Origin of the sequence: Brevundimonas sp. GCM10030266, from assembly GCF_042666595.1 — a bacterium.
GTDB lineage: Bacteria > Pseudomonadota > Alphaproteobacteria > Caulobacterales > Caulobacteraceae > Brevundimonas.
In genome coordinates, this window is sequence record NZ_JBHTCY010000001.1 from 274,706 (window position 1) to 297,944 (window position 23,239).

27 protein-coding genes and 1 tRNA gene are annotated in these 23,239 nt (G+C 69.2%); 14 read left to right on the plus strand and 14 right to left on the minus strand.

Annotated features, from left to right (window positions below; all coding sequences use genetic code 11):
• Position 1 precedes the first annotated feature (1 nt).
• The gene (locus tag ACFQQC_RS01520) at positions 2-1,339 is read right to left on the minus strand and encodes an Hsp70 family protein (protein WP_376859016.1); all 1,338 of its coding nucleotides are present in this window, start codon (positions 1,337-1,339) and stop codon (positions 2-4) included.
• Between the two features lie 182 nt (positions 1,340-1,521).
• On the opposite strand from ACFQQC_RS01520, the gene ACFQQC_RS01525 reads away from it, so the two are divergent.
• Positions 1,522-2,637, plus strand: coding sequence for a dipeptidase (locus ACFQQC_RS01525; protein ID WP_376859018.1), 1,116 nt, complete (start codon positions 1,522-1,524; stop codon positions 2,635-2,637).
• A 115-nt stretch (positions 2,638-2,752) separates the two neighbouring features.
• Positions 2,753-3,475, plus strand: coding sequence for a DUF4386 domain-containing protein (locus tag ACFQQC_RS01530; RefSeq protein WP_376859020.1), 723 nt, complete (start codon positions 2,753-2,755; stop codon positions 3,473-3,475).
• 10 nt (positions 3,476-3,485) lie between these two features.
• Here the strand turns inward: ACFQQC_RS01530 and ACFQQC_RS01535 are convergent, their stop codons facing one another.
• The 6 genes from ACFQQC_RS01535 to ACFQQC_RS01560 form a co-directional block, all read right to left on the minus strand.
• Positions 3,486-3,833, minus strand: coding sequence for a DUF2200 domain-containing protein (locus tag ACFQQC_RS01535; RefSeq protein ID WP_376859022.1), 348 nt, complete (start codon positions 3,831-3,833; stop codon positions 3,486-3,488).
• 165 nt (positions 3,834-3,998) lie between these two features.
• Positions 3,999-4,790 (minus strand): LPS export ABC transporter ATP-binding protein, encoded by a 792-nt coding sequence (gene lptB / locus ACFQQC_RS01540; protein ID WP_376859024.1) that lies wholly within the window; start codon positions 4,788-4,790, stop codon positions 3,999-4,001.
• 20 nt (positions 4,791-4,810) lie between these two features.
• Entirely contained in the window at positions 4,811-5,287 is a 477-nt protein-coding gene (locus ACFQQC_RS01545; protein WP_376859026.1) for an LptA/OstA family protein, read from the minus strand.
• Positions 5,287-5,943 carry an LPS export ABC transporter periplasmic protein LptC gene (gene lptC, locus ACFQQC_RS01550; protein ID WP_376859028.1) on the minus strand — a complete coding sequence of 219 codons (657 nt, stop codon included), beginning with the start codon at positions 5,941-5,943 and terminating at the stop codon, positions 5,287-5,289. The genes ACFQQC_RS01545 and lptC overlap by 1 nt, the downstream gene beginning before the upstream one ends.
• Before the next feature lie 12 nt (positions 5,944-5,955).
• The gene (locus ACFQQC_RS01555) at positions 5,956-6,570 is read right to left on the minus strand and encodes a ribonuclease D (protein WP_376859030.1); all 615 of its coding nucleotides are present in this window, start codon (positions 6,568-6,570) and stop codon (positions 5,956-5,958) included.
• 262 nt (positions 6,571-6,832) lie between these two features.
• Positions 6,833-6,919 (minus strand) — tRNA-Leu (locus ACFQQC_RS01560).
• A 182-nt stretch (positions 6,920-7,101) separates the two neighbouring features.
• Here ACFQQC_RS01560 and ACFQQC_RS01565 point away from each other — a divergent pair.
• Positions 7,102-8,073 (plus strand): complex I NDUFA9 subunit family protein, encoded by a 972-nt coding sequence (locus ACFQQC_RS01565; RefSeq protein ID WP_376859032.1) that lies wholly within the window; start codon positions 7,102-7,104, stop codon positions 8,071-8,073.
• Between the two features lie 67 nt (positions 8,074-8,140).
• On the opposite strand, the gene ACFQQC_RS01570 is transcribed toward ACFQQC_RS01565, so the two are convergent.
• Together ACFQQC_RS01570 and ACFQQC_RS01575 are read right to left on the minus strand one after the other, a co-directional pair.
• Positions 8,141-8,941, minus strand: coding sequence for an undecaprenyl-diphosphate phosphatase (locus ACFQQC_RS01570; protein WP_376859034.1), 801 nt, complete (start codon positions 8,939-8,941; stop codon positions 8,141-8,143).
• A gap of 28 nt (positions 8,942-8,969) precedes the next feature.
• Complete coding sequence (locus ACFQQC_RS01575; protein ID WP_376859036.1) at positions 8,970-10,124, minus strand: citrate/2-methylcitrate synthase; 1,155 nt, start codon at positions 10,122-10,124, stop codon at positions 8,970-8,972.
• Between the two features lie 136 nt (positions 10,125-10,260).
• Here ACFQQC_RS01575 and ACFQQC_RS01580 point away from each other — a divergent pair, with 136 nt between their 5' ends.
• Genes ACFQQC_RS01580 through queG form a run of 4 tightly spaced genes read left to right on the plus strand, consistent with a single transcriptional unit; the run spans position 10,261 to position 14,017 of the window.
• Positions 10,261-11,202: a cation diffusion facilitator family transporter gene (locus ACFQQC_RS01580; protein ID WP_376859038.1), complete on the plus strand. Its 942-nt coding sequence runs from the start codon at positions 10,261-10,263 to the stop codon at positions 11,200-11,202.
• Between the two features lie 36 nt (positions 11,203-11,238).
• Positions 11,239-11,922 carry a glutathione S-transferase family protein gene (locus ACFQQC_RS01585; RefSeq protein WP_376859040.1) on the plus strand — a complete coding sequence of 228 codons (684 nt, stop codon included), beginning with the start codon at positions 11,239-11,241 and terminating at the stop codon, positions 11,920-11,922.
• 17 nt (positions 11,923-11,939) lie between these two features.
• Positions 11,940-12,980 carry a hypothetical protein gene (locus ACFQQC_RS01590; protein ID WP_376859042.1) on the plus strand — a complete coding sequence of 347 codons (1,041 nt, stop codon included), beginning with the start codon at positions 11,940-11,942 and terminating at the stop codon, positions 12,978-12,980.
• A complete protein-coding gene (gene queG, locus ACFQQC_RS01595) occupies positions 12,980-14,017 on the plus strand; it encodes a tRNA epoxyqueuosine(34) reductase QueG (RefSeq protein WP_376859043.1) in 1,038 nt (345 codons plus the stop codon). The genes ACFQQC_RS01590 and queG overlap by 1 nt, the downstream gene beginning before the upstream one ends.
• 3 nt (positions 14,018-14,020) lie before the next feature.
• Here queG and ACFQQC_RS01600 read toward each other — a convergent pair whose 3' ends face one another.
• Both ACFQQC_RS01600 and ACFQQC_RS01605 read right to left on the minus strand, forming a co-directional pair.
• Positions 14,021-14,557, minus strand: coding sequence for an FKBP-type peptidyl-prolyl cis-trans isomerase (locus ACFQQC_RS01600; protein ID WP_376859044.1), 537 nt, complete (start codon positions 14,555-14,557; stop codon positions 14,021-14,023).
• Positions 14,538-15,740, minus strand: coding sequence for a threonine ammonia-lyase (locus tag ACFQQC_RS01605; RefSeq protein ID WP_376859046.1), 1,203 nt, complete (start codon positions 15,738-15,740; stop codon positions 14,538-14,540). The genes ACFQQC_RS01600 and ACFQQC_RS01605 overlap by 20 nt, the downstream gene beginning before the upstream one ends.
• A gap of 135 nt (positions 15,741-15,875) precedes the next feature.
• Between ACFQQC_RS01605 and ACFQQC_RS01610 the strand changes: the two genes are divergently transcribed.
• From ACFQQC_RS01610 to ACFQQC_RS01620, 3 genes are all read left to right on the plus strand, one after another.
• Entirely contained in the window at positions 15,876-16,388 is a 513-nt protein-coding gene (locus ACFQQC_RS01610; RefSeq protein WP_376859048.1) for a hypothetical protein, read from the plus strand.
• 75 nt (positions 16,389-16,463) lie between these two features.
• The gene (locus tag ACFQQC_RS01615) at positions 16,464-17,138 is read left to right on the plus strand and encodes a hypothetical protein (RefSeq protein WP_376859050.1); all 675 of its coding nucleotides are present in this window, start codon (positions 16,464-16,466) and stop codon (positions 17,136-17,138) included.
• A 140-nt stretch (positions 17,139-17,278) separates the two neighbouring features.
• The gene (locus ACFQQC_RS01620) at positions 17,279-17,476 is read left to right on the plus strand and encodes a hypothetical protein (protein WP_376859052.1); all 198 of its coding nucleotides are present in this window, start codon (positions 17,279-17,281) and stop codon (positions 17,474-17,476) included.
• Positions 17,477-17,666: 190 nt separating this feature from the next.
• Here the strand turns inward: ACFQQC_RS01620 and ACFQQC_RS01625 are convergent, their stop codons facing one another.
• From ACFQQC_RS01625 to rplU, 3 genes are all read right to left on the minus strand, one after another.
• Positions 17,667-18,200, minus strand: coding sequence for a GNAT family N-acetyltransferase (locus ACFQQC_RS01625; RefSeq protein WP_376859054.1), 534 nt, complete (start codon positions 18,198-18,200; stop codon positions 17,667-17,669).
• Positions 18,201-18,364: 164 nt separating this feature from the next.
• On the minus strand, positions 18,365-18,652 hold the full coding sequence (gene rpmA, locus ACFQQC_RS01630) for a 50S ribosomal protein L27 (RefSeq protein WP_376859056.1): 288 nt from the start codon (positions 18,650-18,652) through the stop codon (positions 18,365-18,367).
• A gap of 91 nt (positions 18,653-18,743) precedes the next feature.
• Positions 18,744-19,247: a 50S ribosomal protein L21 gene (gene rplU, locus ACFQQC_RS01635; protein WP_376859057.1), complete on the minus strand. Its 504-nt coding sequence runs from the start codon at positions 19,245-19,247 to the stop codon at positions 18,744-18,746.
• 261 nt (positions 19,248-19,508) lie between these two features.
• Here rplU and ACFQQC_RS01640 point away from each other — a divergent pair, with 261 nt between their 5' ends.
• The 4 genes from ACFQQC_RS01640 to ACFQQC_RS01655 all read left to right on the plus strand — a co-directional run bounded on the left by ACFQQC_RS01640 (position 19,509) and on the right by ACFQQC_RS01655 (position 23,167).
• Positions 19,509-20,240, plus strand: coding sequence for a hypothetical protein (locus ACFQQC_RS01640; protein WP_376859059.1), 732 nt, complete (start codon positions 19,509-19,511; stop codon positions 20,238-20,240).
• Between the two features lie 10 nt (positions 20,241-20,250).
• Positions 20,251-21,234: a cation diffusion facilitator family transporter gene (locus ACFQQC_RS01645; RefSeq protein WP_376859061.1), complete on the plus strand. Its 984-nt coding sequence runs from the start codon at positions 20,251-20,253 to the stop codon at positions 21,232-21,234.
• Positions 21,235-21,380: 146 nt separating this feature from the next.
• Complete coding sequence (locus ACFQQC_RS01650; protein WP_376859063.1) at positions 21,381-22,490, plus strand: CobW family GTP-binding protein; 1,110 nt, start codon at positions 21,381-21,383, stop codon at positions 22,488-22,490.
• Positions 22,487-23,167, plus strand: coding sequence for an SDR family NAD(P)-dependent oxidoreductase (locus ACFQQC_RS01655; RefSeq protein WP_376859065.1), 681 nt, complete (start codon positions 22,487-22,489; stop codon positions 23,165-23,167). Before ACFQQC_RS01650 ends, ACFQQC_RS01655 begins: the two co-directional genes overlap by 4 nt.
• Positions 23,168-23,239 lie beyond the last annotated feature (72 nt).

Genomic DNA, 23,239 nt, shown 5'->3' on the forward strand with positions numbered 1-23,239 from the left:
GTCAGGCGGCCGGCGAGGCGTCGGCCTCCCGCCGCTCGCTCCAGATGTCGAGATTGGCCTCCCGCCCGATAAGGGCCAGGCCCGAGGCGATGGATTCGAACTCGCCGCCCGTCTCGATGCGGTCCGCGCCGAAGCGGCGATGGAAGATGTCGCGGACGGCGGGGACGAAGGAGGTGCCGCCGGTCAGGAAGACGCGGTCGATCTGATCGGGGGCGAGGCCCGAGCGTTGGACCGCTTCGTCGACGGCGGCCTCGATGGCGGCGAGGTCGGGGGCGATCCAGTCTTCGAACTGGGCGCGGGTGACCGGCTTCTCGATGCGGATGGAGCCGGCGACAAAGGCGAAGTCCGCCTCCTCCTGGCTGGACAGGGCCATCTTCAGCGCGGCGACCGAGCGGTAGAGGGCGTAGCCGTGGTTGTCGTCGAGCACCTCGATCATCCGGTCCAGCTTGTCCGGCTCCAGGGCGGTGCGGGCCAGGGCGCGGATGTCGCGCATGTCCTTTGACGCGCGCAGCAGGGCCAGTTGGTCCCAGCGGGCGAAGGCGGCGTAGTAGCGCTGGGGGATGGGCAGGGTCTTGCCGAAGGTGCGGTAGTCGCTCCCCTTGCCCAGCTCGGGCGACACCAGATGGTCGATGATCCGGTAGTCGAAGGCGTCGCCCGCGACGCCGACGCCGGACCGGGCCAGCGGGGTGGAGCGCAGGCCCTCGGCGCCGCGCTCGAAGCGGACGACAGAGAAGTCGCTGGTGCCGCCGCCGAAGTCGGCGACCAGAACATTGGCGTCGGCCTGAAGCGTGCGGGCGAAGAAGAAGGCCGCGCCGATGGGCTCATAGGCGTAGCGGATGTCGGTGAAGCCGAGCCGGGCGAAGGCGGTCTCGTAGCGGCTCAACGCCAGAGGCTCGTCCGGCGAACCGCCGGCGAAGGTGACGGGACGGCCGACGATGACGCGGGCCGGGAGATCAGCCATCCCCTCCCCGCCATGGGCGCGCAGGCGCAGCAGGAAGGCGCTGAGCAGATCTTCGAATTTGTAGCGTCGACCGTCGATCAGGGTGTCGGTGAAGGCGGCGTTGGCGGCGAAGGTCTTGAACGACTGGATGAAGCGGGTGTCGAGCGCGCCCTCGACATAGGCCTCGATGGCCCAGGGCCCGGCCTCGACGATCCGCTCGGGCGGCTGGCCGTCGATCCCCTCCAGGATGCGGAAGCTGAGGGTCGAGCGGAAGGCGGTGACCTGACCGGTCGGCGCGTCGAAGCGCAGGACGGTCGCCGCGCCGTCGGCGCCGGCGAAAGCGACGACGGTGTTGGTGGTGCCGAAGTCGATGCCGACCGTGGGGGCGATGTCAGTCATGGCGGCGGCTCCCGGCGGTGGGCGGCGCTTCTAGCGCAGAACGGCCGGGAAAGCGCCCCTTCATCCCGTCCCACCGGCCGGCCCCCTGCCCCGGTCCCGCCTGCCTCAAAAAAGCGCGGTTCGACCGCCCAGTCTTCCACCCAAGGCAAAGCTTGTTTCGCCACAGAAGGCAGGAGGCCGGCATGATGGATCGTCGCGTATTCACACTGGCGGGAGCCGCCATGGCCCTGACGCCAGCGGGGGCGGTGTCGGCGCAGTCGCGCAGGCGGGGACGGGCCGCGCAGTCCCCGGCGCCGCGCGCGTCGGTGATCGACGCCATGGCCATCGGAGGGGCCGGCTCCGTGGACGGGCCGGAGGTGCTGGCCGCCGGGATGGATGCGCTGGTGCTGGACCTGACCATCTTCCCTCGCGCGCCGACGCAGGCGACGACCGCGCTGGAGAACTGGAACGCCTTCGAGGGCGCCGCCGACAGCAAGGTGCGGCTGGTGCGGGCGAAAGGCGACCTTGAGCGGGCGCGGGCCGAGGGGAAGCTGGCGGTCATCGTCGCCTGTCAGGACGCCAACATCGTGGGGCCGTCGGTGATCTCCTACTCGGACCTCAATCTGGAGACCTTCCGGGGACACCACGCCAAGGGGTTGAGGGTCCTGCAGCTGACGCATAACGAGCGATCGCCCGCGGGGGACGGCTTCATGGAGCCGACGGACGGCGGGCTGTCGCTGCTGGGCGCGGCGCTGATCTGGGAGATGGAAGCGGCTGGCGGCCTGATCGACCTGTCGCACTGCAGCCCGCGCACGACGCTGGAGGCCATCGAGCATGCGCGCGGGCCGATCGCGGTGACGCATGCCGGTTGCCGGGCGCTGTACGACACGCCGCGTAACAAGAGCGACGAGATGATCCGCAAGCTGGCGGACAAGGGCGGCTTCTTCGGCGTGTTCATGATGAGCCGCTGGCTGACGGCGGCGGATCATTCCTCGGTCGAGGACGTGGTAGACCACATCGACCATGCGGTGCGGGTGGGCGGCGTCGACTGCGTCGGCTTCGGCAGCGACCAGCCGGCGATGGGGGACAGCCGCGACCAGGCGACCAAGGTGGCCAATCTGGCCGACTACCAGCGGCGCAATCTGGGACGGGCCGGGGCCGAGCCGCTGGCCGGGCATGTCACCTGCGCCGACATGGACGGACCGGACCGGATGCAGGTGCTGGACGCGGCCCTGCGCAGGCGCGGCTACGGCGACACGGACCGGGCGAAGATCCTGGGCGGCAATTTCGCGCGGGTGCTAGAGGCGTCGCTGAAATAGATCAGGCGCGCAGCACGCGCCGTCCCTCAAGCGTTACAATATCGTAAGTGCCTCGCGCGGCGGGTTCGTGGTTCAGTCAGGACGGGGGTCGCAGGACCTCGCTTTGAGCCTCCTGATGACCGCCGTCCAGTCCCCGTCGCGTGAGCCCCTGTCGATCCGCCCCGAGCAACGCCGGGCCGCCCGCGTTCTGGGCGGGATCACCCTGATCGCGATGGCGGTGTCGATCTGGGTCGAGTTCGTGGGCCTGGCCCCCGTGGTCATTTCCGACGACGCCGCGGTCACCGCCGCCAGCCTCGCGGGCGCGGCCCAGACGCTTCGGCTGTCGGCCGTCCTGCTGTTCGCCTGCTTCATCAGCGACGTGGCCGTGGGGGTCGCGGCCTATGTGGTGCTCAGCCCGGTCGGGCGAGGGCTGGCGCTGCTGGGCGTCCTGTTCCGCGTCGCCAACGCCGCCCTGTTGTCAGCCAGCGCGCTGGCGCTGATCATCGCCCTGAGGCTGGTGTCAGATGCGCCCTATCTGGACGCCTTCCCGGTCGAGCAGCAACAGGCGCTGGCGCGGCTGCTGATGGGGGTTCGGGCGGACACCATGAGCTTCGGCTGGGTCTTCCTCGGGCTGGGACAGGCCGTGTTCGCCTGGCTCTGGTTCCGATCGCGGTACATCCCCCGCGCCCTCGCAGTGTTGGGGATGGGCGCGTCCCTGGCGCTGGCGCTGATCCCGCTGACGGCGCTGGCTCGCCCCGAGATCGGGCAGGCCGTCGGCATCGCCTACATGGCCCCGATGTTCCTCTATGAGGTGGCGCTGGGGCTGCTGCTGGTGACCCGGGGCCTTCGGCGCGCGTGAGGGCTGAGCCCTACCCCCGCAGCACCTTCTCCATCGCCTTGCCCTTGGCCAGCTCGTCGATGAGTTTGTCAAGGTAGCGGATTTCCTGCATCAGGCCGGGCTCCATCGCCTCGACGCGGATGCCGCAGATGGTTCCGGTGATCGACTGGCGGGCCGGGTTCAGGGCGGGGGCGTTGGCGAAGAAGGCCTCGAACGGGGTCTTGTCGGCGATCAGGCCATCGAACTGGGTCTGCGAATAGCCGGTGAGCCAGAGGATGACCTGATCGACCTCGGCGCGGGTGCGGCCCTTCTTCTCGGCCTTGGCGATATAGGCCGGATAGACGCTGGCGAAGGGCATGGCGAAGATGCGGTGGGTCATGGCGTCGGCTCCTGTATCTGGCGCCCCTCCACCGCCTTCGGCGGTCCCCCTCCCCCAAGGGGGAGGAACGAGAGCGGGGCGGTTGGAACAACCCCTCCAACATCCGTCGCCTGCGGCTCCGGACGGTCCCCCTCCCCAGCTTCGCTGGAGAGGTGAGCGCGGGCTCTAACCGTACATGTCCCCGAGGTAGACGCGGCGGACTTCGGGGTCGCGGATGACGTCCTCGGCCTTGCCCTCGAACAGGACCGAGCCGCCCGAGATGATCGAGGCGTGGTCGATGATTTCGAGGGTTTCGCGGACGTTGTGGTCGGTGATCAGGACGCCGATGCCCTGACCGGCCAGATAGCGGATCACCTGACGGATGTCGGCGATGGCCAGGGGGTCGATGCCGGCGAAGGGTTCGTCCAGCAGCATGAAGGACGGGCGGCCGGCCAGGGCGCGGGCGATTTCGCAGCGGCGACGCTCGCCGCCCGACAGGCCCGAGGCCGGGGCCTGACGCAGGTGATCGATGCGGAGCTCCTCCAGCAGGCGCGAGACCTCCTCGTCGATCGCCTTCTGGCCGGTGTGGTGCAGTTCGACGACGGCGCGGACGTTCTGCTCGACCGTCATGCCGCGGAAGATGGAGGCTTCCTGAGCCAGATAGCCGAGGCCCATGCGGGCGCGCTGGTACATGGGCTGGGCGGTGATGTCCTCGCCGTCCAGCCAGATCGAGCCGGAGTCCGGCGGGATCAGGCCGGTGATCATGTAGAAGCAGGTGGTCTTGCCCGCCCCGTTGGGGCCGAGCAGGCCGGCGACCTCGCCGCGCTGGACGGTCAGGGAGACGTCGCGGACGACCTGACGCTGGCCGAAGGCGCGGGCCAGGTTCTCGGCGCGCAGGCCGGTGGCGCGCGCGGCGGCGACGGGCGCCGGGGCGGCGTCGTCATGGACGTTGAGAGCGGAGAGTTCCTTGCGGGCCAATCGTCACTCCGAGCCGGGGCTCAGTTCCCCTGCGACGGATAGAAGACGCCCTGGACCCGACCGCCGGAGCCGCCTTCCATCTGGGCGCTCTCGGTGCGGGTGTTGTAGACCAGACGCGAGCCGGTGATGACGTTCTCGCCCTGGGTCATGATCACGTCGCCGGTCAGGACGATGGTGTCATTGTTGGGCGTGTAGACGGCGCGGTCGCCGCGAATGGTCTGCTCAGGCGTCACGAAATAGACGCTGCCCGAGGCCTCGACCCGGTTCAGGGTTCCGCCGTTCAGGCCCGCCTCGATGGCGTCGGCGCGAATGCGGCTGTCGCCCTGGGTCAGTTCGGCGCGGCCACGCATCGACAGGGTGGTGGTGGTGCGCGACACATTGTCGGCGCCCCACATGATGGGCTGGCCGCCCTGGAAGCTCTGGGCGTCGCCGACCGTCGGCAGGGCCATCAGGCCCAGGCCGAGCGCCGCAACGGTCAGGAGTCTGGTCTTGATCATCAGTTCGACCTCGACGGGTTGATGGTCCCGCGCACCTTGTTATCGCCCGTGCCGCTGAACACGACCCGTTCGCCTTGATCATAGACCGCATAGGACGAAGCGTTGATCGTTCCAAGAGGCCCGTCGCCCTGAACGCCCTTGTTCCCGGTCACGATGCCGGTCGAGGTGTCGATCACCGCCTCGGGCGTGACGAGGGTGAAGCCCGATCCGCCGTCCGAGATGCGGACATTGGGGCCGATCGTCACGGTCTTGCGGACCTCGTCGTATTCGCCGCCGTCGGCCGTCAGGGTCGTGACCTTGCGGCCGCCCAGATTGAGCCGCAGGGCCGGGCCGACCAGACGGAAGCGGCCGGTGTTCGGATCGCGCACGGCGCCCCTGGCCCCGATGACGAAGCTGCGGCCCTGGGCGTCCTGGCCGTGGAACATGGGGTTGTCGAGGCGGACCTCGCGGCTGGTCCCGGCCTTGCGCTCCACATCCGACATGACGGTGCGCAGGACGATCCAGCTGATGGTGCCGCCCGCCAGGACGAGGATCAGCACCGGCAGCAGGCGACGCAGCAGCTGGACCCGGCGCGAGCGCGCGCGGAAGGCCGAGGCCGTCGCGGCGACGCGGGCCTCATCTTCCGCCTTGCGGGTCTCAACCGGCTCCTGGCTCATCGGGCCTCAGTCTCAGGCGTGGGCGAAGATGTCCTGCTCGTCCCAGCCGGCCAGATCGAGGGCGGCGCGGGTGGGCAGGAACTCGAAACATTTGCGGGCCAGTTCGGTGCGGCCCTCGCGCTCCAGCATCTCGTCCAGCCGGTTGCGCACGGCGTGCAGATACAGGACGTCGGAGGCGGCGTAGTCGAGTTGGGCCTGGGTCAGGACCGGCGCGCCCCAGTCGCTGGACTGCTGGGCCTTGGAGAGCTCCACGCCCGCGCATTCGCGCACCACGTCCTTCAGGCCGTGACGGTCGGTGTAGGTGCGGGCCAGCTTGGAGGCGATCTTGGTGCAGTAGACCGGGGCGGTGTCGACGCCGAGGTGCAGCTGGAACATGCCGATGTCGAAGCGGCCGAAGTGGAACAGCTTGAGCACGTCGGGGTCGGCGAGCACGCGCTTCAGGTTCGGGCAGTCGTAGGCGGGGCGGTTCAGGCGCACGACGTGGGCGTCGCCGTCGCCGGACGACAGCTGGACCACGCACAGCGGGTCGCGGCGGAAGCGCAGGCCCATGGTCTCGGAATCGACGGCCACCACGGGGCCGAGATCGAGGTCGTCGGGCAGGTCGCCTTCGTGAAGATAAACGGTCATGGGCTGTAGGTAGCGCCTTGGCCTTGGGGATGCGAGCGCAATCCCGTCTGACGGAGCCCGGAAAGTGGCTAGTGGTTAGTGATTAGTGGTTGGCGGCTTCACTGATCGTTGGTGATGCAGAACCGGCAGCGCCGCCGCGATCCACTAATCACTAGCCACTAATCACTTCGCCGCACCGGCCCGTCAGCACCGAGCACCGGCTGACATCGAGCCCAAAAGAGAAAAGGCGCCGCATCGGACGATGCAGCGCCTTTTCAATAATTGGTGCCCAGAAGAGGACTCGAACCTCCACGACCTTTCAGTCACTGGCACCTGAAGCCAGCGCGTCTACCAATTCCGCCATCTGGGCCAAACGTCCGTGCCGCGAGCGGCGTTTCCGTCTGGAAGGCGCGGACCTCTAAGGCAGAGCCCGGAGCGGGTCAACAACCTTTTCCAGCATTTTTTGCGTTTGCGTTGCGAGGCCCGCCCCCATCGTCTAATCCCCCGCCCTGCAAGGGTTCTTCCCGCGCGCGGTCCGCCTTGGAGTCTGAGATGAGCGAAGTCGCCCCCGGTCTGGTCACCGTCTTCGGTGGGACAGGTTTTGTCGGCAGTCAGGTGGTCAGCGCGCTGGCCCGTCGCGGCTGGCGCATTCGCATCGCCTGTCGCCGCCCGGACCGGGCCTGGAAGCTGCAGACGGCCGGCGGGGTCGGCCAGATCAAGGCCATCCGCTGCGACGCGACCGACGCCGCCCAGGTGGGCGAGGCGATCCACGGCGCGGACGCGGTGATCAATCTGGTCGGCATCCTGTACGAGGGCGGCGGTCGCAAATTCGAGAGCCTGCACGTCGAGGCGTCGCGCACGATCGCCGAGGCCAGCGCGGCCGCGGGCGTGGACCGTCTGGTGCAGGTGTCGGCCCTGGGCGCCAATCCGGAGAGCCAGTCCGACTACGCCCGCACCAAGGCCGAGGCCGAGATGGCGGTGCGCGAGGTCAAGCCGGATGCGGTGATCGTCCGTCCGTCGGTCGTGTTCGGCGCCGGCGACGACTTCCTGAACAAGTTCGCCAAGATGGCCCAGCTGTCGCCGGTGCTGCCGCTGGTCGGCGGCGGCCAGACGAAATTCCAGCCGGTCTATGTCGGCGACGTGGCCGAGGCCATCGCCCGCGCCACCGGCCGCGGCGAATCGGCCGGCCAGACCTATGAGCTGGGCGGCCCGGCGGTGATGACCTTCGAGGAGGTGCTGAAGCTGGTGTCGCGCGAGACCTATCGCACCCCGGGCCTGCTGCCCCTGCCCTTCTTCGCCGCCAGGATCGTCGGCGCGCTGGCGCAACTGACCGCCATTGTCGGCATCAAGCCGGTGCTGACCGAGGATCAGGTAGTCCTGCTGCAGAGCGACAACGTGGTCTCGGACGGCGCCCAGGGCCTGGCCGATCTGGGCATCCAGCCGACCGGCGTCGAGGCCGTCGCCGCCAGCTATCTGTGGCGCTACCGCCGCGGCGGCCAGTTCGCCGAGCCGGTCGCGGCCTGAGCGAACAGCCAGACATGAAAAAGGCCGGGCTGGAGCGATCCAGCCCGGCCTTTTCTGTTTCAGCCGATCAATACAGCCAGATCGCCAGCAGGCCGACGCTGCCCACCACGATCCGCCAGATGGCGAAGGGGGTGAAGCCGTAGTTGGACACGAAGCTGAGCAGGAAGCGGATCACGACCAGACCGGCGACGAAGGCGCTGACGAAGCCGACGGCGATGACCCAACCGAAGCTGAGGTCCATCTGGGCGCCGCTCTTGATCAGGTCATAGGTGAAGGCGCCGACCATGGTCGGGATGGCGAGGAAGAAGGAGAACTCGGCCGCCGCCGGCTTCTCCAGCCGCAGCAGCAGGCCGCCGGCGATGGTCGAGCCGGAGCGCGACACGCCGGGCACCAGGGCCAGACACTGGAACAGGCCGATCAGGGCCGAGGTCTTCCACGTCAGCTGCATGGCGTCGAAATGCTTCGGCTGGGGCGCCCAGCGATCCAGCGCCATCAGCAGGAAGCCGCCGACGATCAGGCTGACGCAGATGATGGCCGGGGTCTCGAACAGATAGCCCTTGATGAAGTCGTAGAGGAAGGCGCCGGCCAGCAGGGACGGGACGAAGGCGATCAGGACGCTGATGGCGAAATGGCGCGCCTTGGGGTCGGTGGGCAGGCCGATAAGCACCTTCCACAGGCGGCCGAAATACAGCAGCACCAGCGCCAGGATGGCGCCCAGCTGGATCATCACCACGAAGGAGGTCCAGCGTTCGTCGGTCAGGCCCAGCGCCTCGCGCAGCAGCAGCAGGTGGCCGGTGGAGGACACCGGAATGAACTCGGTGAGACCCTCGAGGACTCCGAGGAGGATCGCCGCAAGCCAGTCAGCCATGGATTTCCCTTACACCCGGAGCGTCGCCTCAGTGCGCGCCCGGCTCCGGACCCACATAGCGCAGCCGCGCCCGGATAGGCGAGCCATCCAGCGCCTGATCGAGCGCATGAGCCAGCAAACCGGCGAGACGACCGGTCAGCAGCAGGTCCTGGGCGGCGTCGCGCGGCAGCTCCATCCGGCGGGCGGCGGCGGCGAGGGCCAGGGCGAACCCCGGGGCGCGACCGGCGGCGGTCTGGCCATCGCGCAGCACCCGGGCCAGATCGTCGGGCAGGTCGGCGGCGGCCAGCAGGGCGGCGGCGCGCGGGTCGACGCCGCTCCAGTCCGGATCGCTGAAGCCGGCGCGCTGCAGGTCGCGCATGGCCTCGGCCGGGTGGCGGCGAGCGGTGTTGATCCAGCCGGACGCCTCGACCGTCTGCGCCACCGCGCGCGAAGCGGCGACGACGCTGAGCCCGGCCAGGGCCGCGGCGGCCGGCGAGGCGCCGGCCCCGGCGACCGCGCGGGCGGCGATGACGGCGGCGTCCATGCCGACATCGGCGGACAGGACCAGCGCCCGACGGATCAGCTGGGCGTCGCGTTCCGGCGCCTTCCAGAAGCGGGCGAGGCGCTGATGCAGGAACAGGCGGGGGCCCGGCCCGGCGACGGCGTCCACCGCCTCGTCCAGCACCCGGGCGCATTCGATGCGCAGGGCGTCGGGATCGCGGACGCGGGCGTCGGCGTCCTCGTCCGCGCGGCGGGCCAGGGCGGCGAACAGGCGCGCGCGGGCCGAGCCGCCGGGCGTGACGCCGACACGCGGCCGGATCTGGGCAAAGGGATTGGCGGCGCGGGCGCCCCAGAGGGTGCGGGCGGCCTCCTCCAGCGTCGCCGCGCCGGACAGCTGGACCGCATCCAGCCCGCGATAGAAGAGGCGTCCCGAGACGACGACGCTGACGCAGGAGGCGATGTCGGCCTCGCCACGCGAGGCGGGGCCGGCCTCCACGACGCGGGGCGGCGCATCCTCCGGAGGCGCGTCGCCGGTCAGGCGGTCGATGTCGCGCACAGCGTAGAGACTGCGACGGGGATCGGCGGGATCGGGACGGGCGGCGATGCGGCCGCGACTGACATAGGCGTAGAGGGTCTGGGCCTTGACCCCGAGCCGACTGAGGGCCTCGCCCCGCCCGATCCAGCGTTCGCCGGTCGTGTCCATCCGCTGTCCCTCCGGCTACGCGACGCCCGGAAATCCGTCTCGATTATGGATAATGGCGGTTTTTCGTGACGAACACACTAACGCCGGCGGGCGCGAAGTCTTGGCAGGGACACGGGATTCCGCGACAAGTCCCGACATGACGACCGCTTCGCTCGACGACGTCCACGCCGCGACCCGGGGGATCACCCGCCTGTCCGTCGCCGTGGCGGTGATCCTGATCGTGCTGAAGACCTTCGCCCTGGGCGCCTCGGGGTCGGTGTCGATCCTGGCGTCGCTGGCCGATTCGTCGCTGGACCTGATCGCCTCCCTGGCCACCTTCTTCGCCGTGCGCTGGGCCGCCGCCCCGCCGGACGAGGAGCACCGCTTCGGTCACGGCAAGGGCGAGGCGATGGCCGCGCTGGTGCAGGCCGGGCTGGTCTTCGCCTCGGCCGTCTTCATCGGCTGGGAGGCGATCCAGCGCCTGTTCGATCCGCGCCCGGTCAGCTCGGGCTGGGTCGGGGTGACGGTCATCGCCATCTCCATGGCCCTGACCGGCTGGCTGATCTGGCGCCAGAGCCGGGCCATCCGGCTGAGCGGATCGGTGGCGGTGTCGGCCGACCGCGCCCACTACGCCTCGGACCTGGCGGCCAATGTCGTCGTGCTGATCGGGGTGGCGTCGGGCGCCTGGCTGGCCGCGCCGGGACTGGATGCGGCGGCGGGTCTGGTGGTTTCGGTCTGGCTGTTCTGGGGCGCGATCGGGGTGCTGAAGGAGGCCGCCGACCAGTTGCTGGACCGGGCCGGGTCGGACGCCGACCGGGTGGCCATCACCACCGCCATCCTGTCGGACCCGCAGATCACCGGCGTGCACCGGCTGCGCACCCGTCAGGCCGGGCCGGTGATGACCATCCAGATGCACGTCGACATGGCCCCGACCCTGACGCTGGCGCAGGCCCACGACATCCTCGAGGCGGCGGAGGCGCGGCTGATCGCCCTGTGGCCGCACGCCGACATCATGATCCACCCCGACCCGCGCGCCGCCACGCCTGTGGGCCGGACGAAAAAAGCGCCGGAACCGCCGTCCGCGGAGGCGGATAGCTAACGCCCGTTTAACGCGCGCGGGTGCATGGGTTGCCGGATGTCCGTCTCCGTCCTCTTCCACTTCGCCTTTGATCCCGCCTCGCGCGCCGCGCGACTGGCGCTGGGGGAGGCCAAGGTCGCGTTCGAGGAGAATGCGGTGAAGCCGTGGGAGCCCGACTGTCCGGTCGGCGCGCTGAACCCGTCCGGCATGACCCCGGTGCTGCAGACCACGGCCAACAGCCGGGTGCTGACGGTCTGCGAACAGCCGGCCATCCTGGGCTGGCTGGAGGACCGGACGAAGGAGGCCTTCCTGCTGCCGGTCGATCCGGCCGAGCGGGCCGAGGTCCGACGGCTGGTCAACTGGTTCGACCGCCGCTTCACCGACGAGGTGGACGCGGTGCTGCTGCACGAGCGGATGGAGAAGCCCCTGCTGCGGCTGGGCCCGCCCGAGGCGCGGGCGCTGCGGGCCGGGCGCGAGGCGCTGAAGCACCATCTGCAGATGCTGGAGGCCCTGCTGGGCGAGCGCGACTGGCTGGCCGGTCGCCGGATGAGCCAGGCCGACATCGTGGCGGCGGCGCACCTGTCGGTGCTGGATTATTTCAGCGAGATCGGCTGGGCCAACTATCCCGGGCTGAAGACCTGGTACATGAAGCTGAAATCGCGTCCGTGTTTCAGAACCCTGCTCTCTGACCGCTTCCCAGGGGTGGCCCCGGCAGGCCATTATACCGACCTCGATTTCTGAGGGCGGGGGCCACACCGATGTTTCGTATTCTGCTTTCCATGGCGGTTCTGGGTCTGACGCCCACGGCCGCGGCGGCGCTGTCGCCCGCAACGCCGGCGCCGGCGGTCTCGACGCAGGACGCACCGGCCGAGGTTCAGGCCTGGCTCGGGCGTCTGGTTACCTGGAACTCCGGCTATATCGACCTTGTCACCCGCCGGTCCGAACAGGGTCTGGCGCTGATGGACGCCGGGGACCGGTTGCAGGCGCTGCTGAGCGCCGGGAAGACCGGCGAAGCCCGGACCTGGGCCCGGGAATGGGCCGCCGAGACGCGCGCCGCCTATGCCGCGCTGAACGACGAATACGCCCGGCTGGCGACCGAACCGCCGCCCCCGCCCGCCGGGATGGACACTGCGCAGGCGCGTGGCCTGATGCGGCAACAGGTGGAACTGCGTGACCGGATCGGCACGCTGCTGCGGCAATCCTCCGAAACGGCGGACGTGTTCATCGACCGGGTGGTGACGGCGTCCTCGGGCCGGGAGGAGGACCTTCTGGCGCTGGGCAAGGGCTATTTCGAACTGGGCATCACCGAGCTGCAGGCCGAAAACCTGATGCTGTTCCACTCGCGCCCCGACGAGTCCCAGCCGGGCTACAACTATGCAGGGTCGCTGATGGCGACCAATGACGCGGCGCTTGTCTGGATGGTCTACATCCGCGACGCCATGCTGGGGCTGGACGTCGATCCGTCCGCCTCCGCCGAGGCGATCCGGGGCCATGCGCGCCTCGCCGCCGAGGCCGCGACTACGCTGAAGGTCCGGGTGACGCAGCTGGCCCGACAGGTATCCGCGGCGCCGGAACTGGCCAACACGCCGCTGCAGGCCAATCTGCTGTTCATCACCAACAGCATGGCGCAGAGCGCGGACGTGGAACTGGCCATCTCCGCACAGTTCGAGAAGATCGCCGATGCCGTCGCAACGGGCGACGTCGACGTGGCCGCAGAGTCCTACGCGCCGGTGGAGGCGCTGATCGAACAACGGACGGCGGGCGACGCCGAGCGCCGGGCGCGCATGTCGCAAGGCTGATGGCCCGCGACCCGCGCGACGCGATCCGCGAACAGGCCGCCAATCTCGGGTTCGAGGTTTGCCGCTTCGCCTCGGCGTCGGAGCCGTGGAGCGCGGGCGAGCGGCTGGCGCATTTCGTCGAGGCCGGGCGGCACGGCGAGATGGGCTGGATGGAGACGACGCTGGAGCGCCGCGCCCACCCCACGGCCATGTGGGACGGGGCCAGGACAGCCATCGTGCTGGGGCTGAACTACGGGCCGGAGACGGACCCGCTGCCGGAGCTGGCGGATCGGTCCAACGGCTATATCTCGGTCTATGCCCGGGGCGACGACTATCACGAGGTGATCAAGGGGCGGCTGAAGACGCTGGCCGGTCAGATCGCGGCGAAGACGGGGCAGGAGGTGAAGGTGTTCGTGGACACCGCGCCCCTGATGGAGAAGCCGCTGGCGCAGCGGGCGGGACTGGGCTGGCAGGGCAAGCACACCAATCTGCTGTCGCGGAAACACGGCAACTGGCTGTTCCTGGGGGTGATCCTGAGCGCGGCGGAGATGGAGCCGGACCCGCCGGAGACCGAGCACTGCGGACGCTGCACCGCCTGTCTGGACGCCTGCCCGACGAACGCCTTCCCGGCGCCGTTCCAGCTGGATGCGCGGCGGTGCCTGTCCTACCTGACCATCGAATTCGCCGGGCCCTGGCCGGAGGAGTTCCGCGAGGCGACGGGCAGCCGCATCTACGGCTGTGACGACTGTCTGGCGTCCTGCCCATGGAACAAGTTCGCGGCCGCGGCGAGCGAAAGCCGGGTGCAGGCGCGCGACAGTCTGGTCTCGCCGAAGCTGGCCGATCTGGCGGCGCTGGACGACCCCAGCTTCCGGGCGCTGTTCACCAAGAGCCCGGTCAAGCGGATCGGGCGCAATCGCTTTGTCCGCAATGTGCTGTACGCCATCGGCAACAGCGCCGACGCGACGCTGATCCCCTCGGCGGAGGCCCTGCTGGACGATCCCGATCCGGTGGTGCGGGATGCGGCGGAGTGGGCGGCGGCCCGGCTGAGGGCCGCCTAGGGATCAGCCGTTGGCCGTGGTCGCCCGGCTGATCGAGCCGTCGCCGGGGGTGCGGGCCAGATCCAGCAGCTTGAGCCGGAAGACCAGCACGCTGTTGGCCGGAATCTCGGGCGAGGACCGCTCGCCATAGCCCTTGTCGGCCGGGACGAAGACGATCCACTCGTCGCCGACCTTCATCTGCTGGACGGCCTCGCTCCAGCCGGGGATCACCGAATCGAGGGTGAAGACGGCGGGCTGGCCACGCTCGTAGGAGCTGTCGAAGACCGTGCCGTCGGTCAGCGAGCCCTCGTAGTCGACGCGCACCAGATCATTGCCATCCGGGCTTTCGCCGCCCGGAGGACCGGACCGGACGACCTTGTACTGGATGCCGCCGGGCAGGGTCTGGATCCCCTCTTCCTTCGCATTCTTCGCGAGGAATTCCTGACCGGCCTTGAGGTTGGCCTCGGCCTCCGCATTGCCCGTCTCGGGGCCGCGGTTGCAGGCGGCCAGGGCCGCGATCATCGCCAGCGCCGCGACGCCCTTAACCCATCCGGAGTTCATAGCCCGCACCTTCAAGTCCCTGTCTGATTTCCTCGGCGTGCGCCTCGCCGCGGGTCTCGACCATGATGTCGAACTCCGCGCCCTTGGCCGGCACGTCCAGCGCCAGCCGGTTATGCACCACGTCTATGATGTTTCCGCCAAGCCCGCCGATGACGGCGCTCATTTTCGACAGCATGCCCGGACGATCGTCGCCGAGGATGCGGTAGACGACCAGCCGCTTCTCGCGCACCAGCTCGCGGTTCAGGACCACGGCCAGCATGCGGGCGTCGATGTTGCCGCCGGTCAGTTCAATGCCGACCTTCAGCCCCCTGAACTTGTCCGGATAGGCCAGCATCGCCGCCAGACCGCCGGCGCCCGCGCCCTCGGCCACGGTGCGTTCCATGGTGGCGAGGAAGGCGACGCCCTTCTCGAAATCGGCTTCCTGACAGACCAGCACCTCGTCGATCAGCCCCTCGGCGATGGCGAAGGGGATGTCGCCCACGGCCTTGATGGCGATGCCCTCGGCGATGGTCTGGCCGCCGCATTTCGGCGTCTCGCCCTGACGACGGGCGTTGAAGGAGGGGTACATGGCCGCCTCGACCCCGACGATGCGGATCGACGGCTTCAGCGTCTTGGCCGCCAGCGCCGAGCCGGCGATCAGGCCGCCGCCGCCGATGGGGATGATCAGGACGTCGAGGTCCGGCGCGTCCTCCATGAACTCCAGCCCGCAGACGCCCTGGCCGGCGACGATGCCCTCGTCATCGAAGGCCGAGACGAAGATGAAGCCCTCCTCGTCGCGCAGACGGTGGGCCTCCTCGGTCGAGCCGGAGAAGTCGAGGCCCTTGATGACGACATTGGCGCCGTGCTGGCGCGTGCCGTCGATCTTCACGAAGGGCGTGCCCTCGGGCATGACGATGGTCACGGGGATGCCGAGACGGCCGCCATGGTAGGCCAGGGCCTGGGCGTGGTTGCCGGCGCTGGCGGCGACGACGCCGCGCTTGCGCTCTTCCGGCGTCAGTTGCAGCAGGCGGTTCAGCGCGCCGCGCTCCTTGAAGGAGCCGGTGAAATGCAGGTTGTCGAACTTGATCCAGACCTCCGCGCCCGTCAGCTGGGACAGGCGGCGGGAATAGCGGACCGGCGTGCGATCGACCTGACCGGCGATCCGCTCGCGGGCGGCAAGGATGTCGTCGAACGTGACTGTCATGAGCGTCCCCTATAGCCGGTCTCGCGCCGGTTTGTGTGCGCGCTTTTGAACCACAGCCCTGACCGTCGCAACCTTGACCTTGGGGCGGCGTTCAGCGTCTGATCCGCCGGTCCGCCGCCCCCCACGGAGAAAGCCATGTCCATCGCCCGCCCCCTCGCCCTCGCCGCCCTGACCGCCGCCGGAGCCGTCATGGCCGGCTGCGCCACCGGACCGGTCGGGCCGGGCGGTCCGTTGGGCCCCGCGCCGTTCAATGTCTCGGATTTCGGCTGGTCCAACACCGCGGGCCGCGCCTCGATCGAGGGCCGGGTCGACTATCGCCGCGACGGACAGGCCTTCGCCTGCACCGGCTCGGTCGCCCTGACCCCGGACACCCCCTATACCCGCGCCCGCTTCCGCACCCTGTACGGCTCGACCGACCGCGCCGCGATTCCGGAAGCCATCGTGCGCGCCCGCACCGTGGCCGACCCCAATGCCGACTACCGCGCCTTCGTGCGGTCGACGACCTGCGAGAACGGCCGCTTCGACTTCGCCAACCTGCCCTCGGGCGGCTGGTTCATCATCGCCCCGGTCAGCGCCGGCGGCGACCGCGTGGTGCTGATGCGCCGTGTCGACACCCGCAGCGGACGGATCGCCGTCACCCTGCCCTGATCGCCGTCCGAGGACGGCAGGACTGCCAGTATCGTCTTTCGAGGCCGCGTATCGGGCCGCCCCGGAGAGTTAACCATGCGCGTCCAGTCCCTCATCCTCGCGGCCGCCCTGATTGGAGCCGCCACGCCCGCCGTCGCCCAGTCCTGGAACGAGGGCTACGGCCATGAGTACGGAAACAGCGGCTATCACGGCGGCTACGACCGGGAGGAGACGCGGTACTACACGCCGCGCTGGCGCTCGAACGCGGCGCCGTCGGCCTTCGACTGGCGCGGCCAGCTGGACCGGCCGGGCGACTATCGGTGCGACCGCTTCTGGGACGCGAGCCGGGATGACTGCGGCGACCGCTGGCGCGACCAGCGGCGCCGGGTCAGCTCACAGGCCCGGGCTGACTATCGGGAACTGGCCGGCTACCGGTACGGCGATGGTTACGGCCATGGCTATGGCTACAGCCGGTACGGCTACGGCTATGGGCAGGGCTATGGCTACAGCCCGCGCCGGGGCTACGGCGGGCGCGCGTACGGCGACTACGGCTACGGCTACGGCGGACACAATACGGGTGGCACGACCTATGAGGGGGCCTACGGGCGTCCCGATGTGGTCTTCCCCGGCGGCGGATACGCCTACGCCGGCCATGCGACCGGCGGGCGCGACGCCCGGCGGATCGACTGGTGCCGGGCCAGCTATCGCTCCTATGACCCGCGCAGCGGCTACTATCGGGCGTACAGCGGACGCCTCGTCTGGTGCGGCTAGGATCAAGCTAAGCCGTTGAAGATCGGACAATGTTCGTCCGATCACGGATGTGTGGGTGAGCAGCGTTCGCCATTTTTTCGCCCGGCCCTGCCCGCTTCGCTGACCCTCGGCCCTACGCGGGCGCAGTCGAGGGGGAGCGCATGTCCCAGCACAACATCTCCGGTTCCGAAGTCTTCGGCCCCAAACCGTTTGTCATCCTGCGCGGCGTCAGGTCCAGCGGCCTGCGCCGTCGCAAAAGCGCGCGCATGCTGCTGGCCTTCGTGGCGGGCGCCATCGTGACGATGGTCGGCGGCGCGGTCGCCGTGGCGGCGATGGTGGGGCCAAACCTCTTTGGCTAAAGCCGAAGAGGTTTGATTCTTTTGGGCCGCGGTCAGAAGGCTCCGCCTTCTCGACCCGACGCGGCCTGGCGCTTCGCGCACGCCTTGTCCTGACACATAACCTGCTGCGCCAGACGATCAGCCTGCGCGGAGCGCCAGGTCGCGTCGGGTCGGGAGGTCCCCGAAGGGGCCGACGGTCCGCGACCCGGAATTATGCCAGCCAGACCATCCGGCGCGTGCGGGCGTCCTCGCCGCGGGCGCGGCTGAAGCCGGTGCGGACCTCGCCCGTGTACAGGAAGCCGGCCTTTTCCAGCACGCGGCCGGAGGCGGGGTTGTCGGCGAAGTGGCCGGCGACCATGGCCCGGCGCCGCCACTTGCGGCTGGCCCAGGCGACGCCGGCTTCCAGCGCCTCTGTGGCGTAGCCCCGGCCCCAGAAGGGACGGCCGATCCAGTAGCCGACCTCGGGGCCGACATCGCCGTCCTCGAACAGGCCGATGACGCCGACCGGACCGTGGTCCTCGTGCTCGATCAGGAAGGTGCGGGCCCGCGCGGGATCCTGGCCCTGCACGTTCAGCACGAAGGCCTCGGCGTCCTGCGTCGAGAAGGGATGGGGCATGCGCAGGGTCATCCGCGCGATGTCGGCGTCATTGGCCAGCGCGGCCAGACGGGTCACGTCCTGGGCCTGCGGCGCGCGCAGCGACAGACGCCGCGTCTCGACGACGGGGGAGGGTTCGATCACGCACATGAAACGCCTCATTCGGAACTCACCGCCTCCTTGGAGGGCTCGGGCGGTGTTCGAGGCGGGGAAACGCAAAAGGGAGCCTGGTGATCCAGACTCCCCGCGGAATATTTCCCTTGGTCCGGATCGGGGCCCTTGGGCCGACGCGATCCGGGGATTTCCGTTTCGCGTTACTCGGCGGCCGCGGCCTGCTGGGCGTCGTCGTTGGCGGCGAGAATCGACACGTAACAACGGCCACCACGTTTGGTGGTGAATTTCACAGCGCCGTTGGTGAGCGCGAACAGGGTGTGGTCGCGGCCCATGCCCATGTTGTCACCCGGGTGGAAGGTGGTGCCGCGCTGACGCACGATGATGTTGCCGGCCAGCACGCGCTCGCCGCCAAACTTCTTCACGCCAAGGCGCTTCGACTCGGAGTCGCGACCGTTGCGCGACGAACCGCCGGATTTCTTGTGAGCCATCGTAACTCTCTTCGGTTTGCACCCGGCGCCCTCAGGCGCCCGGTACGTTCATTCTTAGCACAGTCGCGCCCGGAAGGCGCGTTCGGAACTCTTAGGCTTCTTCGGTCGAAGCGGCGGCGGCCTTCTTGGCCGGGGCCTTCTTCGCGGCCGGAGCCTTGGCGGCCTTGGCCGGCTTGGCTTCTTCAGCGGCGGCTTCGACGCGCGGGGCCAGACCACGGGCGCGAGCGTTCATCTCGAGCTTGGTCAGGACCTCGGTCTTGCCTTCCCACTTGGCCTTCTCGCCGGCGCCTTCGATGCCGGTGATGCGCAGGACCGATTCCATCTGGCGGTGGCCGTTGGTGCGGCGGTAGCCCTGACGACGGATCTTCTTGAAGATCTTGATCTTCTCGCCCTTGCGGGTTTCGACCAGCGTCGCGGCGACCGAAGCGCCTTCGATCAGCGGGGCGCCGAGGGTGATGCCCTTGTCGCCGCCCAGCATCAGAACTTCACCGAAGTTGACGGCAGCGCCGGCTTCGCCGTCGAGCTTCTCGACAACGATGACGTCGCCCGGTTGGACCCGGTACTGTTTTCCGCCGGTCTTGATCACCGCGTACATGTTGAAGCCTCAGCGTAGACGCAAAAAGAATAGCGCCCGCGGGGACCCCCGGCGGGCGAAGAGCGGCGACATATACGGAAGGGCTCCCCGGAGTCAACGCGGACGGGCGAAAAAACGCCATCGCGGGGGCCGCGAGCGACAGAGTGACATGCGCCGCCCGTTCCGCTCAAGAGTCTCGTACGGGCGTGCGACGCATCAACTTCCGGACGCACCGCAGAATCCGCTCGACTGTTATAAGGTAACAGGATAGAGCCAGCCGCAATGTCGCCCCCCGATCTTCAGCCGACGCTTCTGTTCTCGCTTCTGGGCGGGGCCTTCGTCACGGCCTTCCTGCACGCGGCCCTGCCGACGCACTGGCTGCCGTTCGTGCTGGTCGGCAAGGCGCAGCGCTGGTCGCTGGGTCAGGTGCTGGGCGCGGTCGCGGCCGCCGGCCTGGCCCATATCGCGGTGACCGCCGTGGTCGGCGGGCTGATCGTCATCGCCGGTCTGGCGCTGGACCGCTGGATCGCCGGCATCCTGCCCCACCTCGCCGCCGTGCTGCTGTTCCTGTTCGGCGCCTTCTATCTGGCCCGCGCCACCCTGCTGCGGGTGCAGGCCGCGGGCGGGCCGGACCTGTCCGCGCCGGAGCCCCGGGTGTCGAACACCGCCGCCTTCTGGGGTCTGGTCGCGCTGTTGGCCATGTCGCCGGGCGAGGTGCTGCTGCCGCTGTATCTGGCGCAGGCCAAGGAGGGGCTGGTCGTTCTGGGGGTGATGACCCTGGCCTTCCTGATCGGCACCATCCTGGGCATGGCCGCCTTCACCATCATCGCCAGCTTCGGCTACTCGGTCCTGCGGCTGGAGCGGTGGGCCCGCTATGAAAGCATCGTGCTGGGTGTGGCGCTGATCGCCATCGGTCTGCTGGTCGCCTCGCACAGCCATGCCGAGGCGCAGGCGGATCACGACCACCCGCCCGCCGTCGCCGGCGCCCTTCCCCACGCCGGTCACGCTCACTAAGAGTCAGCGCATGGCCCACGACCACGCGCACGACCATCACGATCATGACCATGCCCATGACCATGGCCACGCGCATGGGCATGACCACGATCATTCGCACAGCCACGGCTTCGGCGGTCATCACCATCACGGCCCGGTCGACACCGGCGACTGGCGCTATGCGGTCGGGCTGATCGTCAACCTGGCCTTCGTCGCGGTCGAGTTCGGAGCCGGGATCATCAGCGGCTCGACCGCCCTGATGGCCGACGCCGGGCACAATCTGTCGGACGTGCTGGGACTGGCCATGGCCGGGGGCGCGGCCTGGCTGGCCCGGCGCACGGCCGTCGCGGCCAAGACCTACGGCTATGGCAAGGCGACCATCCTGGCCGCCCTGTTCAACGCCCTGCTGCTGATCTTCGCCTGCGGCGCCATTGTGTTCGAGGCCATCCGCCGCTTCGCCGAGCCGGCCCCGGTGGGCTCGACCACCATCATGATCGTGGCGGGCATCGGCTTCGTCATCAATCTGGGCACGGCCCTGCTGTTCATGAAGGACCAGCACAAGGACCTGAACGTCCGCGGCGCCTATCTGCACATGATGGCCGATGCGGCGGTGTCGATCGGCGTGGTGATCGCCGGGGCCGCCATCATGCTGACCGGCTGGAGCCTGATCGACCCCATCGTCAGCCTGCTGATCGTGGCCGTCATCATGATCGGCACCTGGGGCCTGCTGAAGGACTCGGTCAATCTGGCGCTGGACGCCGCCCCGCGCGGGGTAGACGTGTCCGCCATCCGCACGGCCCTGCTGGCCCTGCCGGGGGTGACGGCGGTGCACGATCTGCACGTCTGGGGCCTGTCGACCACCGACACGGCGCTGACGGCCCATCTGGTGCATGACCGCCCGGACGCCGACGCCCTGCTGATCGAGGCCCAGACCCTGGCCCGCAAGCGGTTCGAGATCAGCCACACGACGCTGCAGCTGGAAAGCGGCGTGCTGCCGGATTGCCCGGACTGCTAACGGGAAGGGAGTAGGGCTTAGGAATTAGGAATTAGTCGAGCCAGCCTGAGGCGCAGGCCTGTACGACCCTCGGTCTCCCTAATTCCTAATTCCTAAGCCCTACTCCCTCCCTTCACAAACCCTCCCCGACACGCCATTTGCCGCCCATGACCGATATCGCCTCCGCTTCCGCCAAGATCCCCGTCACCGTGCTCACCGGCTATCTCGGCGCCGGGAAGACGACGCTGCTGAACCGCATCCTCACCGAGGACCACGGCAAGCGGTACGCCGTCATCGTCAATGAGTTCGGCGAGATCGGCATCGACAACGATCTGGTGGTCGGGGCCGACGAGGACGTGTTCGAGATGAACAACGGCTGCGTCTGCTGCACGGTGCGCGGCGACCTGATCCGCGTGGTCTCGGGCCTGATGAAGCGCCAGCGTCCGGGCAAGCCCGCCTTCGACGCCATCATCGTTGAGACGACCGGTCTGGCCGACCCCGGCCCGGTGGCCCAGACCTTCTTCGTGGACGACGAGGTCAAGGCCAAGACCCAGCTGGACAGCGTCACGGCCCTGGTCGACGCCAAGCATGTCATGGCCCGCCTGACGGACTCCAAGGAGGCCCGCGAACAGGTGGCCTTCGCCGACCGCATCATCCTGAACAAGGTCGATCTGGTTTCGGGCGAGGAGCTGGCCGAGGTAGAAAGCCGCCTGCGCGCGCTGAACCCGCTGGCCCCGATCACCCGCGCCGAGCGCTCGAACGTGCCGCTGGATCAGGTGCTGGGCGTGCACGGCTTTGATCTGGAACGCATCACCGAGGTGCGCCCCGACTTCGTGAACCCGCCGCACGGCGCCGACGGCCATGTGCACGACGCCAGCTGCGGCCACGACCATGATCACAGCCACCACGATCATGACCACAGCCACGATCATGACCACGCGCACGACCACGACCACGGCCCGCGCGGTCACGCCCACGAGGACGACATCAAGGGCATCGCCCTGTCGCTTGACCGGCCGCTGGACGGGCAGAAGTTCACGAAGTGGCTGGACCAGCTGCTGGGCGAGCAGGGTCAGAACATCCTGCGCGCCAAGGGCATCATCGAGGTGGCCGGCGAGGATCGCCGTCTGGTCTTCCAGGCGGTTCACATGATCCTGGAAGGCGATCTGCAGAAGCCGTGGGGCGACAAGGAACGCCGCTGGTCGCGCGCGGTCTTCATCGGCCGCGAGCTGGACGAGGCCGCGCTGAAGGCCGGGTTCGAAGCCTGCGCCGCATGAAGACGGCCCTGATCGTCGGCGCCTCGCGCGGGATCGGACTGGGTCTCGCGAAGGAATATCTGGATCGCGGCTGGACCGTGCACGCCACCGTCCGCAACGACGCGGGCGAGGCGGCGCTGAAGACGCTGGACGGGGCGGATCGGCTGACGGTCCACCGGGCCGACGTGACCTCGGACGCCGACATTTCGGCGTTGGGCAAGGCGATGACGCAGCCGCTGGACCTGCTGTTCCTCAATGCCGGGATCATCAGTTCCGCCCACGACAAGGGTCAGGACACCGCCTGGCTGGGCGAGTTCATGCAGACCAACGCCTTCGGCCCGGTGCGCGCGGCCTGGAACCTGATCGATCAGGTGCGCGAGACGACGGGGGTGATCGCCTTCATGTCCAGCGCCATGGGATCGATCACCGAAAACGTCTCGGGCGGTTCGGACCTGTATCGCGCCTCCAAGACGGCGCAGAACATGCTGGCCCGCAGCCTGTGGGCGGGCCCGGGCCGCCGACGAGGCGTGACGGTGCTGTCGGTCAACCCGGGCTGGGTGCAGACGGACATGGGCGGCCCCGGCGCGACCATCGACGTGACCACCAGCGCCCGCGGCATCGTCGACGAGATCGAGGCCAACACCGGATCGGGCGAGCATCGCTTCGTCAGCTGGAACGGCCAGAACGTGCCCTGGTAGGCCGCCCGCCTATTGGAACACCGCCCCTCAGCGGGCATAGGGCTCGATTGAGCCGCTGACCCCGCAAGACCG